Source organism: Scandinavium sp. NPDC088450 (assembly GCF_044900545.1).
GTDB lineage: Bacteria > Pseudomonadota > Gammaproteobacteria > Enterobacterales > Enterobacteriaceae > Scandinavium.
In genome coordinates this window covers 130,109-150,472 of sequence record NZ_JBJDNI010000010.1, presented here as the reverse complement: position 1 = coordinate 150,472, position 20,364 = coordinate 130,109, and the positions used below count along the sequence as shown (strand labels likewise).

Sequence of the window (20,364 nt, the reverse complement as noted above, 5' to 3'; positions counted from 1 at the left end):
GATTTGAAGTTCAAATACCGTAACAGGGAGTTTTGGTGCCGAGGGTATTACGTTGATACGGTTGGAAAAAATACGACCAGGATACAGGAATACATAAAGCACCAACTGGAAGAGGATAAAATGGGTGAGCAGTTGTCGATCCCCTATCCGGGTAGCCCGTTTACGGGCCGTAAGTAATCCATAGATGCAAATGTCAGATCGTGATGCGCCTGTTAGGGCGCTGCTGGTGACAGAGCCTTATAGGCGCATATGAAAAACCTCCGGCTATGCCGGAGGATATTTATTTGCGCCAGACGCAGAAAAGCAAAAAGCCTGCTCGAAAGCAGGCTTTTTTAAATTTGGCTCCTCTGACTGGACTCGAACCAGTGACATACGGATTAACAGTCCGCCGTTCTACCGACTGAACTACAGAGGAATCGGTTAGGTGGCTAATCTTAGCGGCGAAAAATTTTTTGTCAAACCCCAATTCACGGCTTTCTGCACGACTGACGGTTCCGTCAACAATTTGTTGTATTTACCCACAATTATCCATGAATTCCACGTTGCAGGTTTTCGGATTCTCCCTCATCATTTAAAACGTGGTTTCAACTTTCTCTCTAAGGCACCCCTTGAAGCTCTCTGCCGCTGTAAGCCAGGCCGTCACTCGCACAACCTGGTATAAAAATCGCAAAACCTACCGTGTTCTGTTCTGGCGTGAAATCACCCCTCTGGCTGTGCCCATCTTTTTGGAAAACACCTGCGTCCTGTTGATGGGCGTGCTCAGCACATTTTTGGTGAGCTGGCTGGGCGCTGACGCCATGGCAGGCGTTGGGCTTGCTGACAGTTTCAATATGGTGATCATGGCGTTTTTCGCCGCGATTGACCTCGGTACAACGGTGGTGGTGGCCTTCAGTCTCGGCAAACGTAATCGTAAGCAGGCACGAGCGGCGGCGCGGCAGTCGCTGGTAATCATGACGCTGTTCTCGATCATTCTTGCGGTGGTGATCCATCTGTTTGGCCGCGAAATTATTGAGGTGGTTGCCGGCGCAGCCACGCCACACGTGAAAGAACTGGCGCTCACGTATCTTGAACTGACAGTGCTGAGTTATCCCGCTGCGGCCATCGCGCTGATCGGCAGCGGAGCGCTACGTGGGGCAGGGAACACCAAGATCCCGTTACTGATAAACGGCGGGATGAACATCCTCAACATCATTATCAGTAGCATCCTTATCTACGGTGCCTTTTCGTGGGAAGGGCTGGGCTTTGTTGGTGCAGGGCTTGGCTTGACTATTTCTCGTTACATCGGTGCCGTAGCGATTGTGGCGGTGCTGGCGGTGGGCTTTAACCCGGCGCTGCGTATTCCGCTTAAGAGTTACATTAAGCCGCTGAACTTCGCCATTATCTGGGAAGTGATGGGGATTGGTATTCCGGCCAGTATTGAGTCGGTGCTGTTTAACAGCGGCAAGCTGCTGACGCAGATGTTCGTTGCAGGAATGGGCACTGATGTTATCGCCGGTAACTTTATCGCTTTTTCCGTCGCATCGCTTATCAACTTACCGGGTAACGCATTAGGGTCGGCATCGACCATCATCACCGGCAAACGGCTTGGTAAAGGGCAGATTGGTCAGGCAGAGAAACAACTGCGCCATGTGTTCTGGATGTCGACGATAGTGCTGACCGCGATTGCGTGGGGCACCGCACCCTTTGCCGGGCTGTTCGCCTCCTTCTATACCCACGAGGCCGATGTAAAAGAAGTGGTGAAAGAATTGCTGTGGCTGAACGCCGCGTTTATGCCTATCTGGTCGGCTTCCTGGGTTTTACCTGCCGGGCTTAAAGGGGCTCGCGACGCACGTTTCGCGATGTGGGTCTCGATGTTCAGTATGTGGGGCGCGCGCGTGGTAGCCGGTTATCTGCTGGGCATTGTGCTCGGTATGGGCGTTGTCGGCGTGTGGCTGGGGATGTTCCTGGATTGGGCTGTGCGCGGCGCGGCGTTCTACTGGCGAATGGTCAGTGGACGCTGGTTATGGAAATATCCGCGGGTCAGGAGCGAATAAAAATGCCGGGTGGCGGCTTCGCCTTACTCCGGCCTACGAATGACCTCGGCGATGAATAAAAAAACGCACAAGGGGGATCAACGTTCTTGTGCGTCGGGTCATATGACTCATTGCTCTAAATAATTCTGGCTACAGGTAGGCGGCAAGGGAGCTTATCCCCAGGAGCTTACTTTAGTAAGTGACTGGGGTAAGAGAGTGCAGCCAACGCCCCTGTAGCCTGAAGTATGACGAGCATTACACCCCAAGGCGATCGCGAAGACTGTAATACGCCGCCCCCATGGCGGTAAACGGAATACGGAAGGTACGGCCGCCAGGGAACGGATAGTGCGGCAGATTGGCAAAGGCATTGAAGCGTTCTGCATCACCGCGCAGTAACTCGGCAATCAGACGGCCTGCCAGATGGGTATACGTGACACCGTGTCCACTGCAACCCTGGCTGTAGTAAATATTGTTATCCAGACGGCCAACCTGCGGCAGACGGGAAAGCGTCAGCAGGAAGTTACCTGTCCAGCTGTAGTCAATCTTCACGCCCTTCAGCTGCGGGAAGGTTTTCAGCAGGTTTGGCATCACCAGGCGTTCGATATCAGCCGGGTCGCGTGCGCCGTACACCACGCCGCCGCCGTACAGCAGACGGTTATCCGCAGTCAGACGGTAGTAATCCAGCAAATAGTTACAGTCTTCCACGCAGTAATTTTTCGGGATCAGCGAGCGGGCAACATCTTCGCCCAGCGGCTCAGTGGTGAGCACCTGTGTGCCGCACGGCATACTGCGTTTCGCCAGTTCCGGCTCCACTTTATCGCCGAGATAGGCGTTGCCCGCCACGATCACATACTTCGCTGTGACCTGGCCTTTTTCCGTGCTGACAACGGCCGGGCTGGTGTGCTGAATCTTAGTCACCGGTGATTGCTCATAGACGCGCCCGCCGTTCAGGCGAATCGCGTTAGCTTCACCGATAGCGAGGTTGAGCGGATGAATATGGCCGCCACTGTGATCCAGCAGAGCGCCCACATAGCGGTCACTGTTCACTTCGCGTTTCAGTTCGTTGGCATCCAGCAGTTCCAGTTGGGTATTGCCGTAGCGCTCCCAGTTGGCTTTCTGATCTTCCAGTTTTTCCAGCTGCTTATGGTTCATCGCCACGAACAGGCCGCCCGGACGATAGTCGCAGTCAATCTGGTAACGTTTGATGCGTTCGCGGATGATCTCCCCGCCTTCAAACATCATGCTGCCGAGCATTTTTGCCGCTTCCGGGCCGTAGTTACGTTCGATCACGTCAATGTCACGGCTGTAGGAGTTAACCAACTGGCCGCCGTTACGTCCGCTGGCCCCGAAGCCAATACGTGCCGCTTCCAGCAGCACCACGTCATAGCCCATTTCAGACAAATGCAGTGCAGCAGAAAGCCCGGTGTAGCCGCCGCCGACCACGCACACGTCGCAGGTGACGGATTCGTTCAGCTGAGGAAACGGTTCATACTGATTAGCGCTCGCGGCGTAATAGCTGGTGGTATGTTCAGTCATGATTAAGGCTCCAGGGCAATCCAGATAGTTTTCAGTTCGCTAAATTTTTCCAGGGCGTGCAGGGACTTATCGCGTCCGTTGCCGCTCTGCTTATAACCGCCAAACGGCACGGTCATGTCGCCATCGTTGTAGTTATTCACGAAGACAGAACCGGCTTTCAGGCGACGGCTCATGCGATGCGCGCGGGAAAGGTTGCTGGTCCACACCGCGGCGCCAAGGCCATAATCGCTGTCGTTAGCCAGTTCCAGCGCCTGCGCTTCAGAGCTGAAGCGGGTAACCACCAGCACCGGCCCGAAAATTTCATCGCGTCCCACACGGGCTTTCGGATCGGTATCGACAAAAATGGTCGGGCCGATAGCGGCCGGATGCTTGCCGTCGCGGCCATCCAGCGCCAGTGTGCCTTGTGTTTCACCATCGCGAATAAAGCTGTGCACGGTGTCGGCGTGGGCGTTATCAATCAACGTGCCCATGGTGGTATTAGGGTCGAGAGGGTTGCCAGGCTGCCAGTTTTTGGCCTGCTCTTTGAGCAGAGCGATAAACTCATCGGCGATGCTCTCTTCCAGCAGCAGGCGAGTGCCCGCGATACACACCTGACCCTGGTTATAGAAGATGCCTGCGGCAGTTGTTGCGGCGGCTTTTGGCAAGTCAGGGCAATCGGCGAACACGATGTTGGCGCTTTTGCCGCCAGCTTCCAGCCACACGCGTTTCATGTTGCTGTCGCCTGCATCTTTCAGCAGTTGTTTGCCGGTGCGCGTTGAACCGGTGAAGGTGATCACGTCGACATCAGGATGCTGAGAAAGCGCCTGACCCGCTTCATGACCAAAACCTGGAATGACGTTGAACACGCCATCAGGCAGCCCGGCTTCTTTCGCCAGTTGCGCCATACGAATTGCAGTCAATGGCGATTTTTCAGAAGGCTTGAGGATAACGCTGTTGCCTGTTGCCAGCGCCGGGCCTAATTTCCAGCAAGCCAGCAGCAGAGGGAAGTTCCAGGGAACTACGGCGGCAATCACGCCAACTGGCTCGCGAACAATCATTGCCAGTTCATTCACACCGGTAGTCGCGACTTCACCATAGACTTTGTCAATCGCTTCGGCATACCAGCGAATAGCGCGGGTCGCGCCGGGAATATCATCACGCAGGCTATGGCGAATAGGCTTGCCGGTATCGAGTGTTTCCAGCAGGGCCAGCTCCTCGTGATGCTGCTCCATTAAATCCGCCAGCTTATTCAACACGGCTTTGCGTTTGGCAGGGGAAGCCTGCGACCAGTCTCCGCGATCAAACACTTCGCGTGCAGCGCGAACGGCAATATCCACATCCGCTTTTTTGCCGCGCGAAACGTGCGCCAGTGTGCGTTGCGCAGCAGGGTCGACAATATCGAACGTGCTGCCATCCTGAGCCTGACAATATTCGCCGTTAATAAACAAGCGGGTTTCTGGCGTGGCATTATTCGCTTTGTCCTGCCAGTAATTCAGATGTTGAAAGTCCATGGTAACTCCTTCTGATAAATGCAATTTTTTGCCGCAGCCACCGAATTCAGGCTGCAAAATGCCCCAGAAAATGAATCCTGTTAAAAAAGCATCGTTTTAAAAAGGCCTGAGAAACTCAGGCCAGAAGGAAGTCAGAACGTGGTGGGGGTATGGGCGCTGATAATGCGGCAAATGCCTGCCGAGGTGTTGCTGAAGCTGTGCGGTATGCCGGTGTTGATGGCATAGCTTTGCCCTGCAACGAGGTGATAATCCTGGCCGTTGATGGTCAGTATCACTTCACCTTCCAGTATCGTGCCTATCTCCTCACCCTGGTGTTTGATCCTCTCCCCGGTGGTTGTACCCGGTTGGTAAGTCTCGAAGATCATCGCCAGTGTACGGTTCGGATTTCCGTTGTGTACCAGCTTCATTGAAACACCCTGACTGCCGATCTCAATCAGGTCATCCTGATTAATAACCACCTGCGGCTCATCAGGTTTTTCCGGTTCCGCGAAGAACTCGGAGAGCGACAGCCCGTAGACTTTCAGCAGCTTTTGCAGCGTACTGATGGCAGGACTGACTTTGTCCTGTTCTATGGTGCTGATGGCGCTATGCGTTAATCCAGACAGTTCGGCGGCACGACGTTGTGAAAGACCCAGTTGTTGGCGAATCTCTGACAAACGTTTACCCGGCGCCAGGCCGTCATCGCTCATATTGGCATTTCCTTAACAGTAGGGGTCAGAGTCGCTGTTTTTCAGCGAGGTGGTTCTGACAAGCGGTGATAAAACCTTCCAGCAACATACGCGATAAAGCGTATTCGCTACTGTTCCATTCCGGATGCCACTGCACGCCCAGAGCAAACGGGTGATCGTGAACACTTGCGGCTTCGACCAGACCATCCTGCGAACGTGCTTCCACACGCAGCAGCGGGCCCAGCGTTTTCGCGCCTTGTCCGTGTAACGAGTTCACCCAGAACGTGTTGCAACCCGGTATTAATGTTGAAAGCAATCCTCCCTGTTGAACCTGGACTTCGTGAGATGGCGCATATTGCTGCTCCACCGGGAGTTCCGGATCTTCACGGTGCTCAAGGAACTGAGGCTGATCGCACAGGCGACGATACAGAGTCCCGCCTGTGGCGACAACAAGTTCCTGCAAACCCCGGCAGATGGCGAAAATGGGAATGCGCCTTTCAAGCCCGGCGGTAATCAACGCCATGCTCAATTCATCACGCCCGGGATCGGCGTCAGGCTCATCGCCGTTTTCACCATAGAGGTGCGGCTGCACATTGCTGGGGCTGCCTGGCAGGAAAATGCCGTCGAGTTTTGGCAGCAGCGCCTTTAGCAGTTCTGGCTCAGCCAGTGCATGAGGCAGGGCGATCGGGAGTCCGCCAGCGTTCAGTACCGCATTCAGGTACTTTTCTTGCAATGTCTGGGTCTGGTGACCCTTAAGCCTGTTCCTGCACATCACGACACCAATAACTGGCTTGTCAAATATATCGACCATGATCGACCTCACATTCTGGACTAAATTATTGCCAAACTTATCCATGTTGACCTGTTCCGTTCAATATTTTCTCAATCTAGCAGCGAGATAACCTATTTGCAAACTCAATTTAACATTTGACAAACATTTGGATTGGTATCATTGTCGAAAAGTGGACATTATATTTAACGGTCGGGAATCAGCGACCGGCATCCAAAGCAACGGCGGTGAATCATGGAAACCAATATCGTAGAAGTTGAGAACTTTGTTCAGCATTCCGAAGAGAGACGAAGTAGCGCGTTCGCACGCGAAGTAAAGACCTACCTCGAACGTTACCCGAATACCCAATATGTTGATGTTCTGCTGACCGACCTGAACGGTTGTTTCCGTGGAAAACGTATCCCGGTGTCCAGCCTGCGTAAGATTGAGAAAGGCTGCTACTTCCCGGCATCTGTCTTCGCGATGGATATTCTGGGCAACGTGGTAGAAGAAGCCGGGTTAGGGCAAGAGTTAGGTGAACCGGATCGCAACTGTGTGCCTGTGCTGGGAACGTTAACCCCGTCAGCCGCCGACCCGGAATATATCGGTCAGCTGCAGCTGACGATGCTGGATGAAGATGGCGCTCCCTTTGACGTTGAGCCGCGGAACGTGCTTAACCGACTCTGGCAGAAGCTGCGCCAGCGCGGCCTGTTCCCCGTGGTAGCGGTAGAGCTGGAGTTCTATTTACTCGATCGTCAGCGCGATACCGAAGGTTACCTGCAACCGCCATGCGCCCCGGGCACCAACGACCGTAATACCCAAAGCCAGGTTTACTCCGTTGATAACCTGAACCACTTTGCCACCGTGCTGGAAGATATCGACGATTTGGCACGTCTGCAGCTGATCCCGGCTGATGGTGCAGTCGCAGAAGCCTCGCCTGGCCAGTTCGAAATCAACCTGCATCACACTGATAACGTGCTGGATGCCTGTGACGATGCGCTGGCGCTGAAACGCCTGGTTCGCACCGTGGCCGAGAAGCACAAAATGCACGCCACCTTTATGGCGAAGCCGTATGAAGAGCACGCCGGTAGCGGGATGCACATTCATATCAGCATGCTGAACAGCAAAGGCGAAAACGTGCTGGCAGACGCCGATGGCGAAGATTCCGCCATCCTCAAGCGCGCCCTTGCAGGAATGATAGATTTAATGCCTGCATCTATGGCACTGTTAGCGCCGAACGTGAACTCCTACCGTCGTTTCCAGCCAGGTATGTATGTGCCAACGCAGGCTTCATGGGGGCATAACAACCGTACCGTCGCGCTGCGTATCCCTTGTGGCGATCGTGACAACCACCGTGTCGAGTACCGCGTAGCGGGTGCTGATGCCAACCCTTATCTGGTGATGGCGTCCATTCTCGCCGGTATTCTGCACGGCCTGGATAACGAGCTGCCGCTGCAGGAAGAAGTCGAAGGTAATGGTCTGGAACAGGAAGGCTTGCCGTTCCCTATCCGTCAAAGTGATGCACTGTGGGAGTTCACGCAGAACGACCACCTGCGTGAGCTGATGGGCGAGCGTTTCAGCCATGTGTTCCATGCCTGTAAGAACGACGAGTTAATTCAGTTTGAGCGTCTGATCACAGAAACTGAAATTGAGTGGATGCTGAAAAACGCCTGACCGCGAGTTGCCGGGTGGCGCTAGCGCTGACCCGGCCTACGAGTGAAATCCGGTTTGTAGGCCCGGTAAGGCGTAGCTGCCACCGGGCAGTCGCCACCGGGCAAATAAAAAATAAGCAGCATCATACGGTCTGAGCGGAGCCAGACTGGACGTTTTAGCAGGGCAACCTGCCATTTTCCGGCGTCGCGTAACGGAGCGCAGGCGACAAAGGGTCTTCAGTTAATAACAAATTGTATGACGAGGAAATGAGATGATGCAGATGTTCAAATACCCGCACGGCGAAGGCGAATGCCGCTGCCGAATTGATTACGACGGACCAGTACAAGGTCATTGCCCGACGTTAACACCCTCATTTTTACGACTTACCCCCAGGCTTAGCAGGTTTGCAATAACGACAACAATCTCATCGCAAACCCGTACGTCCTTGGGGGGACTTCGTCATGGCGACTAACTCATCACTCGATCTTCCATCGCAGGCGGGCAAACCGCAGCTGCGTAAATCTTTAAAACTCTGGCAGGTGGTGGTGATGGGGCTCGCCTATCTCACACCGATGTCGGTGTTTGACACCTTCGGAATTGTGTCCGGCATTAGCGACGGCCACGTTCCGGCATCCTATATTCTTGCGCTGGCGGGCGTGCTGTTTACCGCCATCAGCTACGGCAAACTGGTACGTCAGTTCCCGCAGGCCGGTTCTGCTTATACGTATGCTCAAAAAGCCATTAGCCCGCACGTTGGCTTTATGGTCGGCTGGTCATCACTGCTGGATTATCTGTTCCTGCCGATGATTAACGTCCTGCTGGCGAAAATTTATCTTTCTGCGCTGTTCCCGGGCGTTGCGCCCTGGATTTGGGTGGTGGGCTTTGTCTGCATCCTGACCGCCGCAAACCTGAAAAGCGTCAACCTGGTGGCCAACTTCAACACCCTGTTCGTGCTGGTGCAGGTGGCTATCATGGTGGTGTTTATCTTCCTCGTGGTACAAGGCCTGCACAAAGGTGAAGGGGTAGGGACCGTCTGGTCGCTGCAGCCGTTTATCAGCCAGAATGCGCACCTGATCCCGATAATCACCGGCGCGACGATAGTCTGCTTCTCGTTCCTCGGCTTTGATGCGGTCACCACGCTGTCCGAAGAAACGCCAGATGCGGCACGTACCATCCCGAAAGCTATCTTCCTGACGGCGGTGTACGGTGGCATTATCTTTATTGTGGCTTCCTTCTTTATGCAGCTGTTCTTCCCGGACATCAGCCGCTTCAAGAACCCGGACGCGGCACTGCCGGAAATCGCACTGTACGTGGGCGGCAAATTGTTCCAGTCCATTTTCCTGTGCACCACGTTCGTGAACACGCTGGCCTCGGGCCTGGCCTCACACGCCAGCGTCTCACGACTGCTGTATGTGATGGGGCGCGACAACGTGTTCCCGGAGAAATACTTCGGTTACGTGCACCCGAAATGGCGCACCCCGGCACTGAACGTGCTGATGGTCGGCGTAGTGGCGCTTTCGGCACTGTTCTTCGACCTGGTAACCGCTACCGCGTTGATCAACTTCGGTGCGCTGGTGGCCTTTACCTTCGTGAACCTGTCGGTGTTCAACCACTTCTGGCGTCGTGAAGGGCGTAACAAAACCTGGAAAGACAAGCTGCATTATTTGATCCTGCCATTAATGGGCGCAGCCACGGTTGCCGTGTTGTGGGTTAACCTCGAAATGACGTCGTTAACGCTGGGATTGGTGTGGGCTGCGGTAGGTATCTTGTATCTGACCTACCTGACAGGCCGCTTCCGTAAGCCGCCGCCGCAGTTCGATGCTGCGAAAGCTGAACAGGCCTGGGAGTGATTTTTATCCGCTCTGGAGAAGAAATCAGCAAACGATTTAAAATGTGAAAAACAGGCTTTGACAAGCCGGGGGCGCATCGCTAATATGCGCCCCGTTCACACGATTCCTCTGTAGTTCAGTCGGTAGAACGGCGGACTGTTAATCCGTATGTCACTGGTTCGAGTCCAGTCAGAGGAGCCATATTTGAGAAGCCTGCTCAGGAAACTGAGCGGGCTTTTTGCTTTTCTGCGTTTGCTACAACAAAGGGGTTATAAGGTGTGGTAAGCCCCCACGCAGTAACGAATCAACATCAGATCGGCAGCAATGACGTTTGGAAATGGTCACATTTTCATTCGGTAAACATCTACACGTCGAGCTATTGGGTAACGTCCTCTCCCGCTTTTCTCTCTTATGTATTCCACTACTAAATAGAATCATTAATATTAATAATAAATAACTATCATTTAGTGTAAATTGATCGATAAAAACTATTGATTTCATTTCGTGTGACATTCATCACAAAATAGGGTTGCTCAACGTTTATTATTTACTGCATAGCAAAAGCATAAAGTTCTATTACGAAAATATATTCTCATCAATCGGTGAAATTTTTTACTTATACAACCTTTGGAGGTAATTGTTTTGCCATGGAAAGACCCATCATCAAATGCATTTTTTAGATGGATTTACATTATATTATTCGGAGGGTGGGGAGGTCTTGTTAGATATCTCCTTGACGTTAAATCTGGCCAGTCGGGAAAGAATTTATTTTCGGCATTAGCACAGATTGTTGTATCAGGGTTTACCGGCGTACTTTCTGGATTGATGTCCCAAAGCCTTGGGACCGTATTTCACACTTCACTTGCAGTCAGCGGTATATCAGGCGCAATGGGTGTTGTTGCCCTTAATTATTACTGGAAAAAATTCTCTGGAGATAGTAATGATAAATCATGAATTTGGTAAAACTACCGAAAAGCACCTTAGAGGTGTGCATAAGGACCTTTCTGATGTGATGAGAAAAGCTTTGAAATTATCACCTGTCGATTTCGGCATTTCTGAAGGGTTAAGGAACCAAAAGCGGCAGCTTGAGCTTTTGGCATCAGGAAAATCATTAACATCAAAAAGCAGGCATTTAACGGGACATGCCGTCGATATATTCGCAGTTATAAATGGTTCAGTATCTTGGGAGTTTAAACATTACCAGACAATCGCCACGGCTGTGTTTAAGGCAGCTAAGGATTTATCTGTTGATGTTGAGTGGGGTGGCGATTGGACGGAAATAAAGGATGGCGTTCATTTCCAACTCTCACGAAAAATGTATCCTGAATAGCATCTGAAATATTTAGTGGAACTATTTCTACAGATAATCTGATTCACCTGTATTTTCAGGATGATTAGCCATTTCCTTGTTTACCCATTTATTTTTTAGAGGAGCATTATAATACAAATCCGTTTTTAATTATCACAGTTTACGTTATCCGTCAGACGTTCATTTTCTCGCTTTTCCTATTAGCGAAGTATTGCTGTCTGATAAAACGCTTCAATAATTTTATTGCAAGACCCAAAAGGAATACAATCATGACAATTAATTATGTTAAAACCGAACTTGCACCGGCCGACAATCAGCTTGCTGCATATATTTATTTTACTTCAGATACACCAGTAAGCTATTCTTACACTGTATCAAAAAGGACAACCAGCCCAACCAGCGTAGATTTTTCCTATACATCAGATCTGATTTATGCAGTTTCCCAAACCATAAAAATTCCAGTTATTGGCCTTTATGCGCAATATGCAAACAGCGTCCAGGTCGTGTTTAAGGATGAAACTGGTGCTGAAGTTTTCAATCAACAATTCTCTATTAGCACGGTAGATCAGGTTTATGATAAATCTGTGATCTTCCACCTCGAGATTGAACAAACAGATCCTTCGCTATTTACATCGGTATGGGGAAATAGTTGGTTAATGCAGTCTACTGGCCGAGGTTACGACCAGAATGGTGATCTGCGTTTTAACTTTTTATCGGTTTATCATCTCCAGCCGTTGAGAATTCACAATGGTTATATCTATACTGGTAGCGATGAAGATATGTCGTGGTATGGCCGCCGCTTTTTCAAAATTGACATTCTCGGGAATGTTATTTTTGAATTCGACATGCGTGATTCTGATGGCAATCACTATTCAAATACTCACGATTTAGTCTGGGATTCGGCAGGCGATATTTATATGTTTGGCAACGATAGTCCTAATCGCATAACCAATACAATGGGACAAGATTCCTGGGTTCTAAAATTTAACGATCATACCGGGAAAATGATTTGGGCAAAAAATTACACCAGCGAGTATGCTGGCTCTCAAATTTTAAATAATAGCACTCCAAATGATATTCATTTGAATTCGCTTTCATGGATTGCAAGTAGTCCAAATAATGAAGAGGCAGTTATTGTTCATTCCCGTTCGACGAGTACGACTTTTGGCATATCTATCGCTGATGGTAGTATCTTGTGGGCGATCAATACCGGTAATTTCAATCCACAATTTCCGGTAAATCCAGAAACTATTCATATTGATAATTTCGGTATTACTAACTATGAAAATGGTGCTCACACTGTGTGTATCACTAACAATAGTGCATTTGCTGAAAATATCGATTCTACCTTGGGGAAATTTGTTTTATCTGTCTTTGATAATCGATCTTGCCTTGATGTGGATGAAAATCCTGTTATTCGCCCGATGAATGACGATGCGACAACCGATAGCTATTCAACACCACCGGCTCGTATTCTATTCTATGCTGTAGACTTAGCTGCCCAAACAGCTGTAGAAGTTCATGCCCCTATTGAGCTACCCACAACACCCATCGTCCAATGGACTGATTTTATGGGAGGAGTGTTTGACCATGGCGATTACTTTGCTATTTTTACTAACCATGCCCGTTCATTCTTTATCTCCGACGTGAACGGCAATATGGTTGCCACTATCTACGATGTAATTTCTCTTCCTGATGGCGCGCCTCAATTCCCTGCAGAGGGCTATCGTGCAAGATTATTTAACGAGGCAGAACTATCTGACTTAATCACTACGGCTTCAATTACTGTTAATTAATAAAAATGCAGTTACAAAGTGCAGATGCATTTGGTCATCAGGTTTTAATGACTGAATGATCTGACTGCACATGTTAAAAGGGTTCATGTTTCTACATGAACCCTTAACCATTTATGATAAGTATTAAATACTTACCTCTATAGAAATTTATTCCTGACGATGAGGCCGCAGTCAACTGTAGCACTGCCTTAAACTTTGGATTACTCTACCCATCATGTTAGTTTTTTATAACAATATGATACTAGCGAGGATATGGGAAGGTATGGCGGCAAGTACCGATGGGTAATTACTTGGCCACACCTTTACTATTGAGAACCGGCGGTGATAAATGACTCTGCCGTAGGCCATGACTTCATCATCAAGGAAATTATCCAGTACTAATAGCCAGAAGGCGCTGTGATAAGTTCATCGTTATAATCCTGCGCCAGAGAAAGTAGTATTTGCGTTACGCGCCCTGCGGATAATTGAGTACTGTGGGTAAACTTCGGTTGTTGATATAGCCAGTGGATAAAATACCTGCTGGCCGTTAAAGAGAGCGTTTTCGCGTTACCGCGGTCACCCCCTGTTAAGGGGCAAACCATCTTACGGTTTTTTCCCTGAGCCCACAGTTGCCACTGACCTTGCCACCAACCATGTTGTGTTGTTCTCTGAAATTCCCAGGGCAGATAAATATTACTGTCATTTATCTCTTCTTCTATAAACCAAAGCTCACCTTCCCGTTGGCGAAACAGATCTGCCCAAACAGTAATAACTGCTCCTCGTAGAAAGCTTTCGTGTGAAATAATATGTATCCTAACCTCAGGAAAAAGAATGTTCAGTACTCGAAAATGTCCGTGAGCTGCAATAACTGGACGCAGCATCGCACCTTTGGCATTACGTTTCAGAACCGCACTTCCGTACTGAATTTCATCAAACTGGCTACGATGTAGAAATTGCGCCTCGCGCATATCAACACGCTGCACGATATCACTATGCAGTAAATCAGGCTCAGCTATCCCGCGCCAGCGATACCGCAGAGTTTCACCCATGTCATGCTGAGTAAAATTTGTGGAGACATGAAGAACATTACCACGGACGGCATCGAAACTGAGCAGAACATACAGTTTCTGTTCTGTACTATTCCCTTGAAACGGCACGATGAGTGCAACCGTTTCAATTCGTTCTGGGAGCACTATTTTTCCTGGCTTTTGCTGTTTGGGTGTCCAGACTTTTCTGCACATGCGGCACTGAACGCGCTGCGTTCCCCGCGGGTTATGCCCATAGCAAATCGTTTTTTGGCAAAAACATTCAGGACAAAAATGACCGTTTTCCGAAGCATATGTCCTTAAATATACAGACAGCCATTCATTAAATTGTTGCTCATCAAATAGCGGTGGATAACTCCCGCAGGCTCGACAGTGCAATGCCGGAAATCCCAGTCTGAAATCTGGCCAGTTGTAATCTGCAGATGCTGATATGGGAAGCCCTAGATTGCGGCAACCAAACGATTTGCAGGTATTAATCGTAAATAGAGTCAATATCAGTCACCAACGATTTCAAGAGGTCGCTGATTTTGGCTCATCACTGCTGGTTGATTGTGTGAGCAGACTCGCATAAAAAATGCTTTCAGAACGTAAAGTAACGAATCTTTATATAACTGAAAGGAATGGGTTGTGAATATAAAATCGAATATAAATGTCGTTACCGTAGGTATTCTGCTGGCGTTACCCTTTTGGGCTTGTGCCAAGGATCTCACCCTTATTTATACCAATGATCTCCATGCTCACGTGGAGCCTTATAAAGTACCCTGGATTTCTGAGGGTAAACGAGACGTCGGTGGCTGGGCGAATATCACCACTCTGGTTAAAAAGGAAAAAGCAAAAAGTAAAGCAACATGGTTTTTTGATGCGGGCGACTATTTTACTGGCCCCTATATCAGTAGCTTAACGAAGGGTAAAGCAATTATTGATATTATGAATACCATGCCGTTTGACGTTGTCACGATAGGGAATCATGAATTTGATCATGGCTGGGATAATACGTTATTACAGCTAAGCCAGGCGCATTTCCCTGTGGTACAGGGCAACATATTCTATCAGAACAGCAGCAAATTATTCTGGGATAAACCTTATACCATCGTTGAAAAAGATGGCGTGAAAATTGGCGTCATTGGTTTGCACGGTGTGTTTGCCTTCAATGATACCGTTTCGGCGGCAACGCGCGTAGGGATTGAAGCCCGGGATGAAATTAAGTGGCTGCAGAGCTATATCGATGAACTGAAAGGAAAAGTCGATTTGACCGTATTGCTGGTTCATGAAGGCACGCCGGCGCGTCAGTCAAGTATGGGGGGAGTCGACGTGCACCGTGCACTGGATAAAGATATTCAAACGGCAAGTCAGGTAAAAGGCCTGGATATTTTGATTACAGGACATGCGCACGTTGGTACACCGGAACCGATTAAGGTAGGCAAAACGCTGATCCTCTCGACCGACAGTGGCGGTGTTGATGTAGGGAAACTGGTACTGGACTACACGAAGCCGCATCAGTTCACGGTGAAAAAATTTGAGCTTAAAACCCTCTACGCGGATGAGTGGCAGCCCGATCCACAAACGCAACAGGTCATTGACGGCTGGAATAAGAAACTTGATAAAGTGGTTCAACAAACGGTGGCGCAGTCGCCGGTTGAATTAACGCGCGCATACGGTGAATCAGCCTCTCTGGGGAATCTGGCTGCGGACGCTTTGCTGGCTGCCGCGGGGAAAAATACACAGTTAGCCTTAACCAACTCAGGCGGTATTCGCAGTGAGATCCCGTCTGGCGCAATTACGATGGGCGATGTGATTAGTACGTTCCCCTTCGCAAATGAATTGGCCACCATGGATCTCACGGGTAAACAATTGCGAACTTTGATGGAACATTCCGCAAGTTTAAGTAATGGCGTTTTGCAGGTTTCAAAAGGCCTGGAGATGAAGTATGACAGCAGTAAACCGATAGGGCAGCGGGTCGTTGAATTTACACTTAATGGCAAACCGATTGAGGATGCGACAGTCTACCCTATTGCCACCCAAAGCTTCCTTGCAGATGGCGGTGATGGTTTTGCCACCTTTACCGAGGGTAAAGCACGTAATACAGCTGGCGGTTACTATGTGTCTAATGCCGTGATTGATTACTTCAAGGCGGGTAACACCATTACGGATGAGCAGCTCAAGGGCATGCGCGTAGCGGATGTAAAAAAATAAAGATTATGCTCTCAGAGAGGTTTCAGACAAGTTTAGTGATGTGAGCGGTAATATCTTTGTTACCTCTCTACAATGTAATTTTTACGTGATAGTGCGCCTTAATACCATAAGGGCGACGGCTGTGCCAGATTATTTTGGTAAACAGAATCATCTGGATTACTCGCTACCGCGCTAATTACTGTAAATGAATAGAACATGAAGCTATAAAAATAGCTGTTGAAAATCGATTATTGAAAGGTTAATTGATTCTGCTGCCTATGTCGAAAGGGTTCATGCACCTGCATGAACCCTTGAACGGAGTATAATATTTTTCTAAGGAACTCGTTATGAAGATAACAATAAAGCTTAGTTTGATTACGTTGTGTCTATTCGCAACGTTAACTGCATCAATTAGTGCGAAGGATGTGACAATTTATTATACCAACGATCTTCATGCTCATGTCTCTCCGGGTAAAATTCCAGCCATCGACAAAGAACGTCTGGTAGGTGGTTTTGCCAATATAGCGTCCATCGTCAATGATGCTAAGAAAAAAAGTAAAGGTGTCTTCTTCTTTGATGCCGGGGATTACTTTACTGGTCCCTATATAAGCACGCTGACCAAAGGTGAGGCAATTATTGATATAATGAATGCAATGCCTTTTGATGCTGTATCAGTGGGGAATCACGAATTTGACCATGGCGTTGACAATATGGTTAAACAGCTATCAAAAGCTAACTTCCCCATTTTGCTAGGCAATGTTTTTTATACCAACAGTGATGAACTTATCTGGAATAAACCCTGGACGATTATTGAAAAAGATGGCGTAAAAATTGGCGTGATTGGGATACATCAAAAGTTTGCATTTTATGACACTATTGCGGCTAAGGCTTACGCTGGCTCAGAGGCTCGTGATGAGGGTCCTTATATTCAAAAAGGACTTGATGCGTTAAAAGGCAAAGCTGATATCATTGTACTGCTCATCCATGAAGGTACACCCGCGCGTCAATCAAGTTATGGGAATAAAGACGTAGCCAGAATGTTGCAAGCTGATATCAATACCGTGAAGAAATTTAAGGGTATTGATGTGTTGATCACAGGTCATGCTCATGTGGGTACACCAGAGCCAATTAAAGTCAACGATACACTTGTTGTTTCAACGGATGCCTATGGTACTGATATCGGTAAATTAGTATTGAATTTTAATCCCCGAACGAAAAGAATTGATAGCTATAATGGAAAGCTAATAACTGTATTTGCTGACGAATATAAACCCGATCCAAAAGTGCAAGCCAGAATTGATGAGTGGGATACCCGGCTGAGAAGTATCACTGACCAGGTTATTGGGTCGACAACTACGCCCTTCACTCGTTCTTATGGTGAATCATCACCTATTGGTAATTTAATCATCGACGCCATGATGGCTAAAGTGCCTGATGCCGTTGTTGGGTTACAAAACAGCGGGGGATTGCGTGCTGATTTTCCGCAAGGAAATTTAAAATACGGCGATGTCATTACCACTTTCCCATTTAATAACGAACTGGTTGAAATGGATCTCACCGGAAAAGATCTCACCAATTTAATGATTCATGCAACTAATCTCACCAATGGTATTTTGCAAGTGTCAAAAAACGTTCATGTTGAATACGATAGTAAAAAGCCGGTGGGTAAACGGATTATTAGCTTCACTATTAATAATCAACCTATCGATCCAACCAGGACATATCGTGTTGCTACACACTCATTTTGTGCGACAGGTGGCGATGGATTTGAGGCATTCTTAAAAGGAAAAAATGTCAAAACGATCAATAGCACTACCTCTGCTGAATCAATTATTGATTATATTAAGGTTCACAGCCCATTAAAGCCAGATCCAGAAATGAGGGTGGTTGATGTAAGTGCAGCCAGATAGATGCTATAAATGAGTGTCGAAGTGCAGGTTTGTATTTTAGATAATACACGGTTATTAACGTGCCAGGAATGGTTGAGTGGTTAATATTCCTCAATTACATCATAAAGTAATAGTAATAGTAAATGATTGCCATATCTTGATGAAGTTTTGGTTTTTATTACATGGATAGTCTTTTCCAATCTCTCTCTGCGGAAGGAAATATGCATGAAAAAAATGAAATATTATTTATCAGGTGCATTTATATTATTGCCAGTGGTAGCGTTTGCAGACTCCGGAAATGATGGGTATCTCTCGGATTGGTGGCATCAAAGCGTTAATATAGTCGGCAGCAATTCCACTCGCTTTGGACCACAAAAGAGATCAGATCTCTATCCAGAGTATCGTGCATGGGCGCATGTGGATTGGTTCGACTTTTATGGTTATGCGGATTTACCTAAATTTTTCGGATTAGGAAATGATAACGACATCGGTATTTGGGATAATGGTTCTCCATTCTTTATGGAAATAGAACCACGGTTTAGTATCGACAAAATAACAGGACTCGACCTGAGTTTTGGTCCATTTAAAGAATGGTATTTCGCCCACAACTATATCTATGATGCGGGTACAAACGAAGGACAGCGCCAGAGCACCTGGTATATGGGGCTTGGCACTGATATTGACACAGGGCTATCGATGACCCTATCTGCAAACATTTATGCTAAATACCAGGGGAATAATTATAACGCTGCCAACGAAAATGAATGGGACGGCTATCGCGTTAAATTAAAATATTTTATTCCCATTACCACGCTACTTGGTGGGAAGTTAAATTATGTCGGTTTTACTAATTTTGATTTCGGTTCTGATTTGAAAGAACAATCAGGCGGTGAGCAACAGTTTTACTCCCGTACAAATAACTCAATCGTTGCTACTAATGTAATCAGCTTAGTTTATCCTCACTGGAGCTATGGCGCGACTTTACGTTATTTCTATCATGGCGGGCAATTTGAAGAGGGGAGTAAAGCGTTTGACAGTAAAGGGCAGGCCACACGTATAGACTCAACGGGGTGGGCCTACTATTTAACTGTCGGTTACACTTTTTAAATATGTCTGAAAGATGTCAGCCATGAAGCTAAAGTTGATTGTGGTAGGTATTCAATAGACTTTGTGATTTGGGGCTTACTTCAAATATGCTGCCATATTTATAACAATGACCTCCATGCTTTTGTCGAGGTTTACGAACTCTCTTGGACTGTAAATTGGCACTTGGCGGATTATCTAATAGAACTACCGTGGTAAAACAAATAATGTTTTTGATGTCGATGATTATTTTATCTGGCTATGTATTAGTCGTTTAACAAAAGGTCAGGTAGTAATTATTATTATGAATGCTATTCCATTTTAAGCGGTATCTAACACAGACAGAGGTGCCATATTTAGAAAAGCCTGCAGACGGGCAGGCTTTTTGCTTTTCTGCATCCGCTACAGCTTAAAGCCGAAATGGGTGCCATCTGGCAGTTCTATATCAAGATTGAGCTTACAGCCTGTCGCTTCCACGTAACGTTTCAGCGAAGAGAGCTTGATATCGCGACCTTCCTTCTCCATGCCGGCGACAGTCGGTTGTTTAATGCCCAGCGCCCGCGCCATTTCGACCTGAGTTTTTTTCATCTTCTCGCGGAGTTTCGCCAGATTGTAGTCGAGGCAGATCTCCTGATAGATAGCCTCGGCTTCGGCCAGCACTTCTTGTTTTTCCTGGGCCAGAAGGTGTTCCAGTGTTTTAACCATTTCTTACCTCGACTCATATAAATCGTTCAGATATTCGGTGTACTCATGATCGGCTAAGGGGATCATCACCTCATAGAAGCGTTTGTCATCGCCTGCCTTGTTCCCCGCGCAAAGCAACACGCTCGAACGGGAAGGGGAGAAGGCGAAAAATATCCTTAGTGGTTCGCCATGACTTTGAATGCGTAACTCTTTCATGTGGCTAAAGCGTGAATCTTTGACTGTGTCTGCATAAGGCCTGCAAAGCATTGGCCCCTCAGTCTTCAGGAGTCGCAGTGTTGCAATCACGCGTGCTCTCTGTTTATCGCTCAGGCTGCAATGCCATTTTTCATACGTTTCTGTGACTTCAATTTCCCACACGTTTCCACCTCAGCAATATAGGTTAAAAGCAATATAGGTGTAAACCTATATCGTAAGTGTGAAGAAAAATA

Annotated in this window: 16 protein-coding genes, 2 tRNA genes and 2 pseudogenes; 12 read left to right on the top strand and 8 right to left on the bottom strand. The window is 48.0% G+C overall.

The annotated features are described in order from the left end of the window. The coding region (locus ACI2I2_RS11785) for a transposase (RefSeq protein ID WP_404658074.1) at window positions 1-177 on the top strand (177 nt) is incomplete at its 5' end. 162 nt (window positions 178-339) lie between these two features. On the opposite strand, the gene ACI2I2_RS11780 is transcribed toward ACI2I2_RS11785, so the two are convergent. Next, a tRNA-Asn gene (locus ACI2I2_RS11780) sits at window positions 340-415 on the bottom strand. Window positions 416-424: 9 nt separating this feature from the next. Between ACI2I2_RS11780 and ACI2I2_RS11775 the strand changes: the two are divergent. Both ACI2I2_RS11775 and ACI2I2_RS11770 read left to right on the top strand, forming a co-directional pair. Beyond that, window positions 425-523, top strand: a pseudogene (locus tag ACI2I2_RS11775) (DUF5951 family protein); the annotation flags it as partial. A 7-nt stretch (window positions 524-530) separates the two neighbouring features. Continuing rightward, a pseudogene (locus ACI2I2_RS11770) lies at window positions 531-2,033 on the top strand (EmmdR/YeeO family multidrug/toxin efflux MATE transporter). Window positions 2,034-2,267: 234 nt separating this feature from the next. Here the strand turns inward: ACI2I2_RS11770 and ACI2I2_RS11765 are convergent. The 4 genes from ACI2I2_RS11765 to puuD all read right to left on the bottom strand — a co-directional run bounded on the left by ACI2I2_RS11765 (window position 2,268) and on the right by puuD (window position 6,517). Next, window positions 2,268-3,548 (bottom strand): NAD(P)/FAD-dependent oxidoreductase, encoded by a 1,281-nt coding sequence (locus ACI2I2_RS11765; protein WP_404658067.1) that lies wholly within the window; start codon window positions 3,546-3,548, stop codon window positions 2,268-2,270. A gap of 2 nt (window positions 3,549-3,550) precedes the next feature. Then, entirely contained in the window at window positions 3,551-5,038 is a 1,488-nt protein-coding gene (gene puuC, locus ACI2I2_RS11760) for an aldehyde dehydrogenase PuuC (protein ID WP_404658066.1), read from the bottom strand. Window positions 5,039-5,169: 131 nt separating this feature from the next. Continuing rightward, on the bottom strand, window positions 5,170-5,727 hold the full coding sequence (gene puuR / locus ACI2I2_RS11755) for an HTH-type transcriptional regulator PuuR (RefSeq protein ID WP_330986173.1): 558 nt from the start codon (window positions 5,725-5,727) through the stop codon (window positions 5,170-5,172). Window positions 5,728-5,752: 25 nt separating this feature from the next. Continuing rightward, on the bottom strand, window positions 5,753-6,517 hold the full coding sequence (puuD, locus tag ACI2I2_RS11750; protein WP_404658065.1) for a gamma-glutamyl-gamma-aminobutyrate hydrolase: 765 nt from the start codon (window positions 6,515-6,517) through the stop codon (window positions 5,753-5,755). Window positions 6,518-6,730: 213 nt separating this feature from the next. Between puuD and ACI2I2_RS11745 the strand changes: the two genes are divergently transcribed. The 6 genes from ACI2I2_RS11745 (at window position 6,731) to ACI2I2_RS11720 (ending at window position 13,062) form a co-directional block, all read left to right on the top strand. Next, the gene (locus tag ACI2I2_RS11745) at window positions 6,731-8,149 is read left to right on the top strand and encodes a glutamine synthetase family protein (RefSeq protein ID WP_404658064.1); all 1,419 of its coding nucleotides are present in this window, start codon (window positions 6,731-6,733) and stop codon (window positions 8,147-8,149) included. Between the two features lie 440 nt (window positions 8,150-8,589). Further along, window positions 8,590-9,978, top strand: a complete 1,389-nt coding sequence (locus ACI2I2_RS11740) for an APC family permease (RefSeq protein WP_330986170.1) — start codon at window positions 8,590-8,592, stop codon at window positions 9,976-9,978. A gap of 104 nt (window positions 9,979-10,082) precedes the next feature. Beyond that, a tRNA-Asn gene (locus tag ACI2I2_RS11735) sits at window positions 10,083-10,158 on the top strand. Between the two features lie 426 nt (window positions 10,159-10,584). Beyond that, on the top strand, window positions 10,585-10,911 hold the full coding sequence (locus tag ACI2I2_RS11730) for a phage holin family protein (RefSeq protein ID WP_404658063.1): 327 nt from the start codon (window positions 10,585-10,587) through the stop codon (window positions 10,909-10,911). Further along, window positions 10,898-11,287 carry a M15 family metallopeptidase gene (locus tag ACI2I2_RS11725; protein ID WP_404658062.1) on the top strand — a complete coding sequence of 130 codons (390 nt, stop codon included), beginning with the start codon at window positions 10,898-10,900 and terminating at the stop codon, window positions 11,285-11,287. The genes ACI2I2_RS11730 and ACI2I2_RS11725 overlap by 14 nt, the downstream gene beginning before the upstream one ends. 248 nt (window positions 11,288-11,535) lie before the next feature. After that, entirely contained in the window at window positions 11,536-13,062 is a 1,527-nt protein-coding gene (locus tag ACI2I2_RS11720; protein ID WP_404658061.1) for an aryl-sulfate sulfotransferase N-terminal domain-containing protein, read from the top strand. A gap of 377 nt (window positions 13,063-13,439) precedes the next feature. Here the strand turns inward: ACI2I2_RS11720 and ACI2I2_RS11715 are convergent, their stop codons facing one another. Then, complete coding sequence (locus ACI2I2_RS11715) at window positions 13,440-14,582, bottom strand: cytoplasmic protein (protein WP_404658073.1); 1,143 nt, start codon at window positions 14,580-14,582, stop codon at window positions 13,440-13,442. 150 nt (window positions 14,583-14,732) lie between these two features. Here ACI2I2_RS11715 and ACI2I2_RS11710 point away from each other — a divergent pair, with 150 nt between their 5' ends. From ACI2I2_RS11710 to ACI2I2_RS11700, 3 genes are all read left to right on the top strand, one after another. After that, window positions 14,733-16,280, top strand: a complete 1,548-nt coding sequence (locus ACI2I2_RS11710) for a bifunctional metallophosphatase/5'-nucleotidase (RefSeq protein ID WP_404658072.1) — start codon at window positions 14,733-14,735, stop codon at window positions 16,278-16,280. A 326-nt stretch (window positions 16,281-16,606) separates the two neighbouring features. Then, the gene (locus ACI2I2_RS11705; RefSeq protein WP_404658060.1) at window positions 16,607-18,169 is read left to right on the top strand and encodes a bifunctional metallophosphatase/5'-nucleotidase; all 1,563 of its coding nucleotides are present in this window, start codon (window positions 16,607-16,609) and stop codon (window positions 18,167-18,169) included. Window positions 18,170-18,373: 204 nt separating this feature from the next. Continuing rightward, window positions 18,374-19,255 (top strand): nucleoside-specific channel-forming protein Tsx, encoded by an 882-nt coding sequence (locus ACI2I2_RS11700; RefSeq protein WP_404658059.1) that lies wholly within the window; start codon window positions 18,374-18,376, stop codon window positions 19,253-19,255. 378 nt (window positions 19,256-19,633) lie between these two features. On the opposite strand, the gene ACI2I2_RS11695 is transcribed toward ACI2I2_RS11700, so the two are convergent. Together ACI2I2_RS11695 and ACI2I2_RS11690 are read right to left on the bottom strand one after the other, a co-directional pair. After that, a complete protein-coding gene (locus tag ACI2I2_RS11695; RefSeq protein WP_404658058.1) occupies window positions 19,634-19,936 on the bottom strand; it encodes a helix-turn-helix domain-containing protein in 303 nt (100 codons plus the stop codon). Between the two features lie 3 nt (window positions 19,937-19,939). Further along, window positions 19,940-20,293: a type II toxin-antitoxin system RelE/ParE family toxin gene (locus ACI2I2_RS11690; RefSeq protein ID WP_330986124.1), complete on the bottom strand. Its 354-nt coding sequence runs from the start codon at window positions 20,291-20,293 to the stop codon at window positions 19,940-19,942. Window positions 20,294-20,364 lie beyond the last annotated feature (71 nt).

Coding starts and splice junctions, on each gene's coding strand:
- ACI2I2_RS11765 (WP_404658067.1), bottom strand. CDS start 3,548: ATGACTGAACATACCACCAGCTATTACGCCGCGAGCGCTAATCAGTAT.
- puuC (WP_404658066.1), bottom strand. CDS start 5,038: ATGGACTTTCAACATCTGAATTACTGGCAGGACAAAGCGAATAATGCC.
- puuR (WP_330986173.1), bottom strand. CDS start 5,727: ATGAGCGATGACGGCCTGGCGCCGGGTAAACGTTTGTCAGAGATTCGC.
- puuD (WP_404658065.1), bottom strand. CDS start 6,517: ATGGTCGATATATTTGACAAGCCAGTTATTGGTGTCGTGATGTGCAGG.
- ACI2I2_RS11745 (WP_404658064.1), top strand. CDS start 6,731: ATGGAAACCAATATCGTAGAAGTTGAGAACTTTGTTCAGCATTCCGAA.
- ACI2I2_RS11740 (WP_330986170.1), top strand. CDS start 8,590: ATGGCGACTAACTCATCACTCGATCTTCCATCGCAGGCGGGCAAACCG.
- ACI2I2_RS11725 (WP_404658062.1), top strand. CDS start 10,898: ATGATAAATCATGAATTTGGTAAAACTACCGAAAAGCACCTTAGAGGT.
- ACI2I2_RS11720 (WP_404658061.1), top strand. CDS start 11,536: ATGACAATTAATTATGTTAAAACCGAACTTGCACCGGCCGACAATCAG.
- ACI2I2_RS11705 (WP_404658060.1), top strand. CDS start 16,607: ATGAAGATAACAATAAAGCTTAGTTTGATTACGTTGTGTCTATTCGCA.
- ACI2I2_RS11700 (WP_404658059.1), top strand. CDS start 18,374: ATGAAAAAAATGAAATATTATTTATCAGGTGCATTTATATTATTGCCA.
- ACI2I2_RS11695 (WP_404658058.1), bottom strand. CDS start 19,936: ATGGTTAAAACACTGGAACACCTTCTGGCCCAGGAAAAACAAGAAGTG.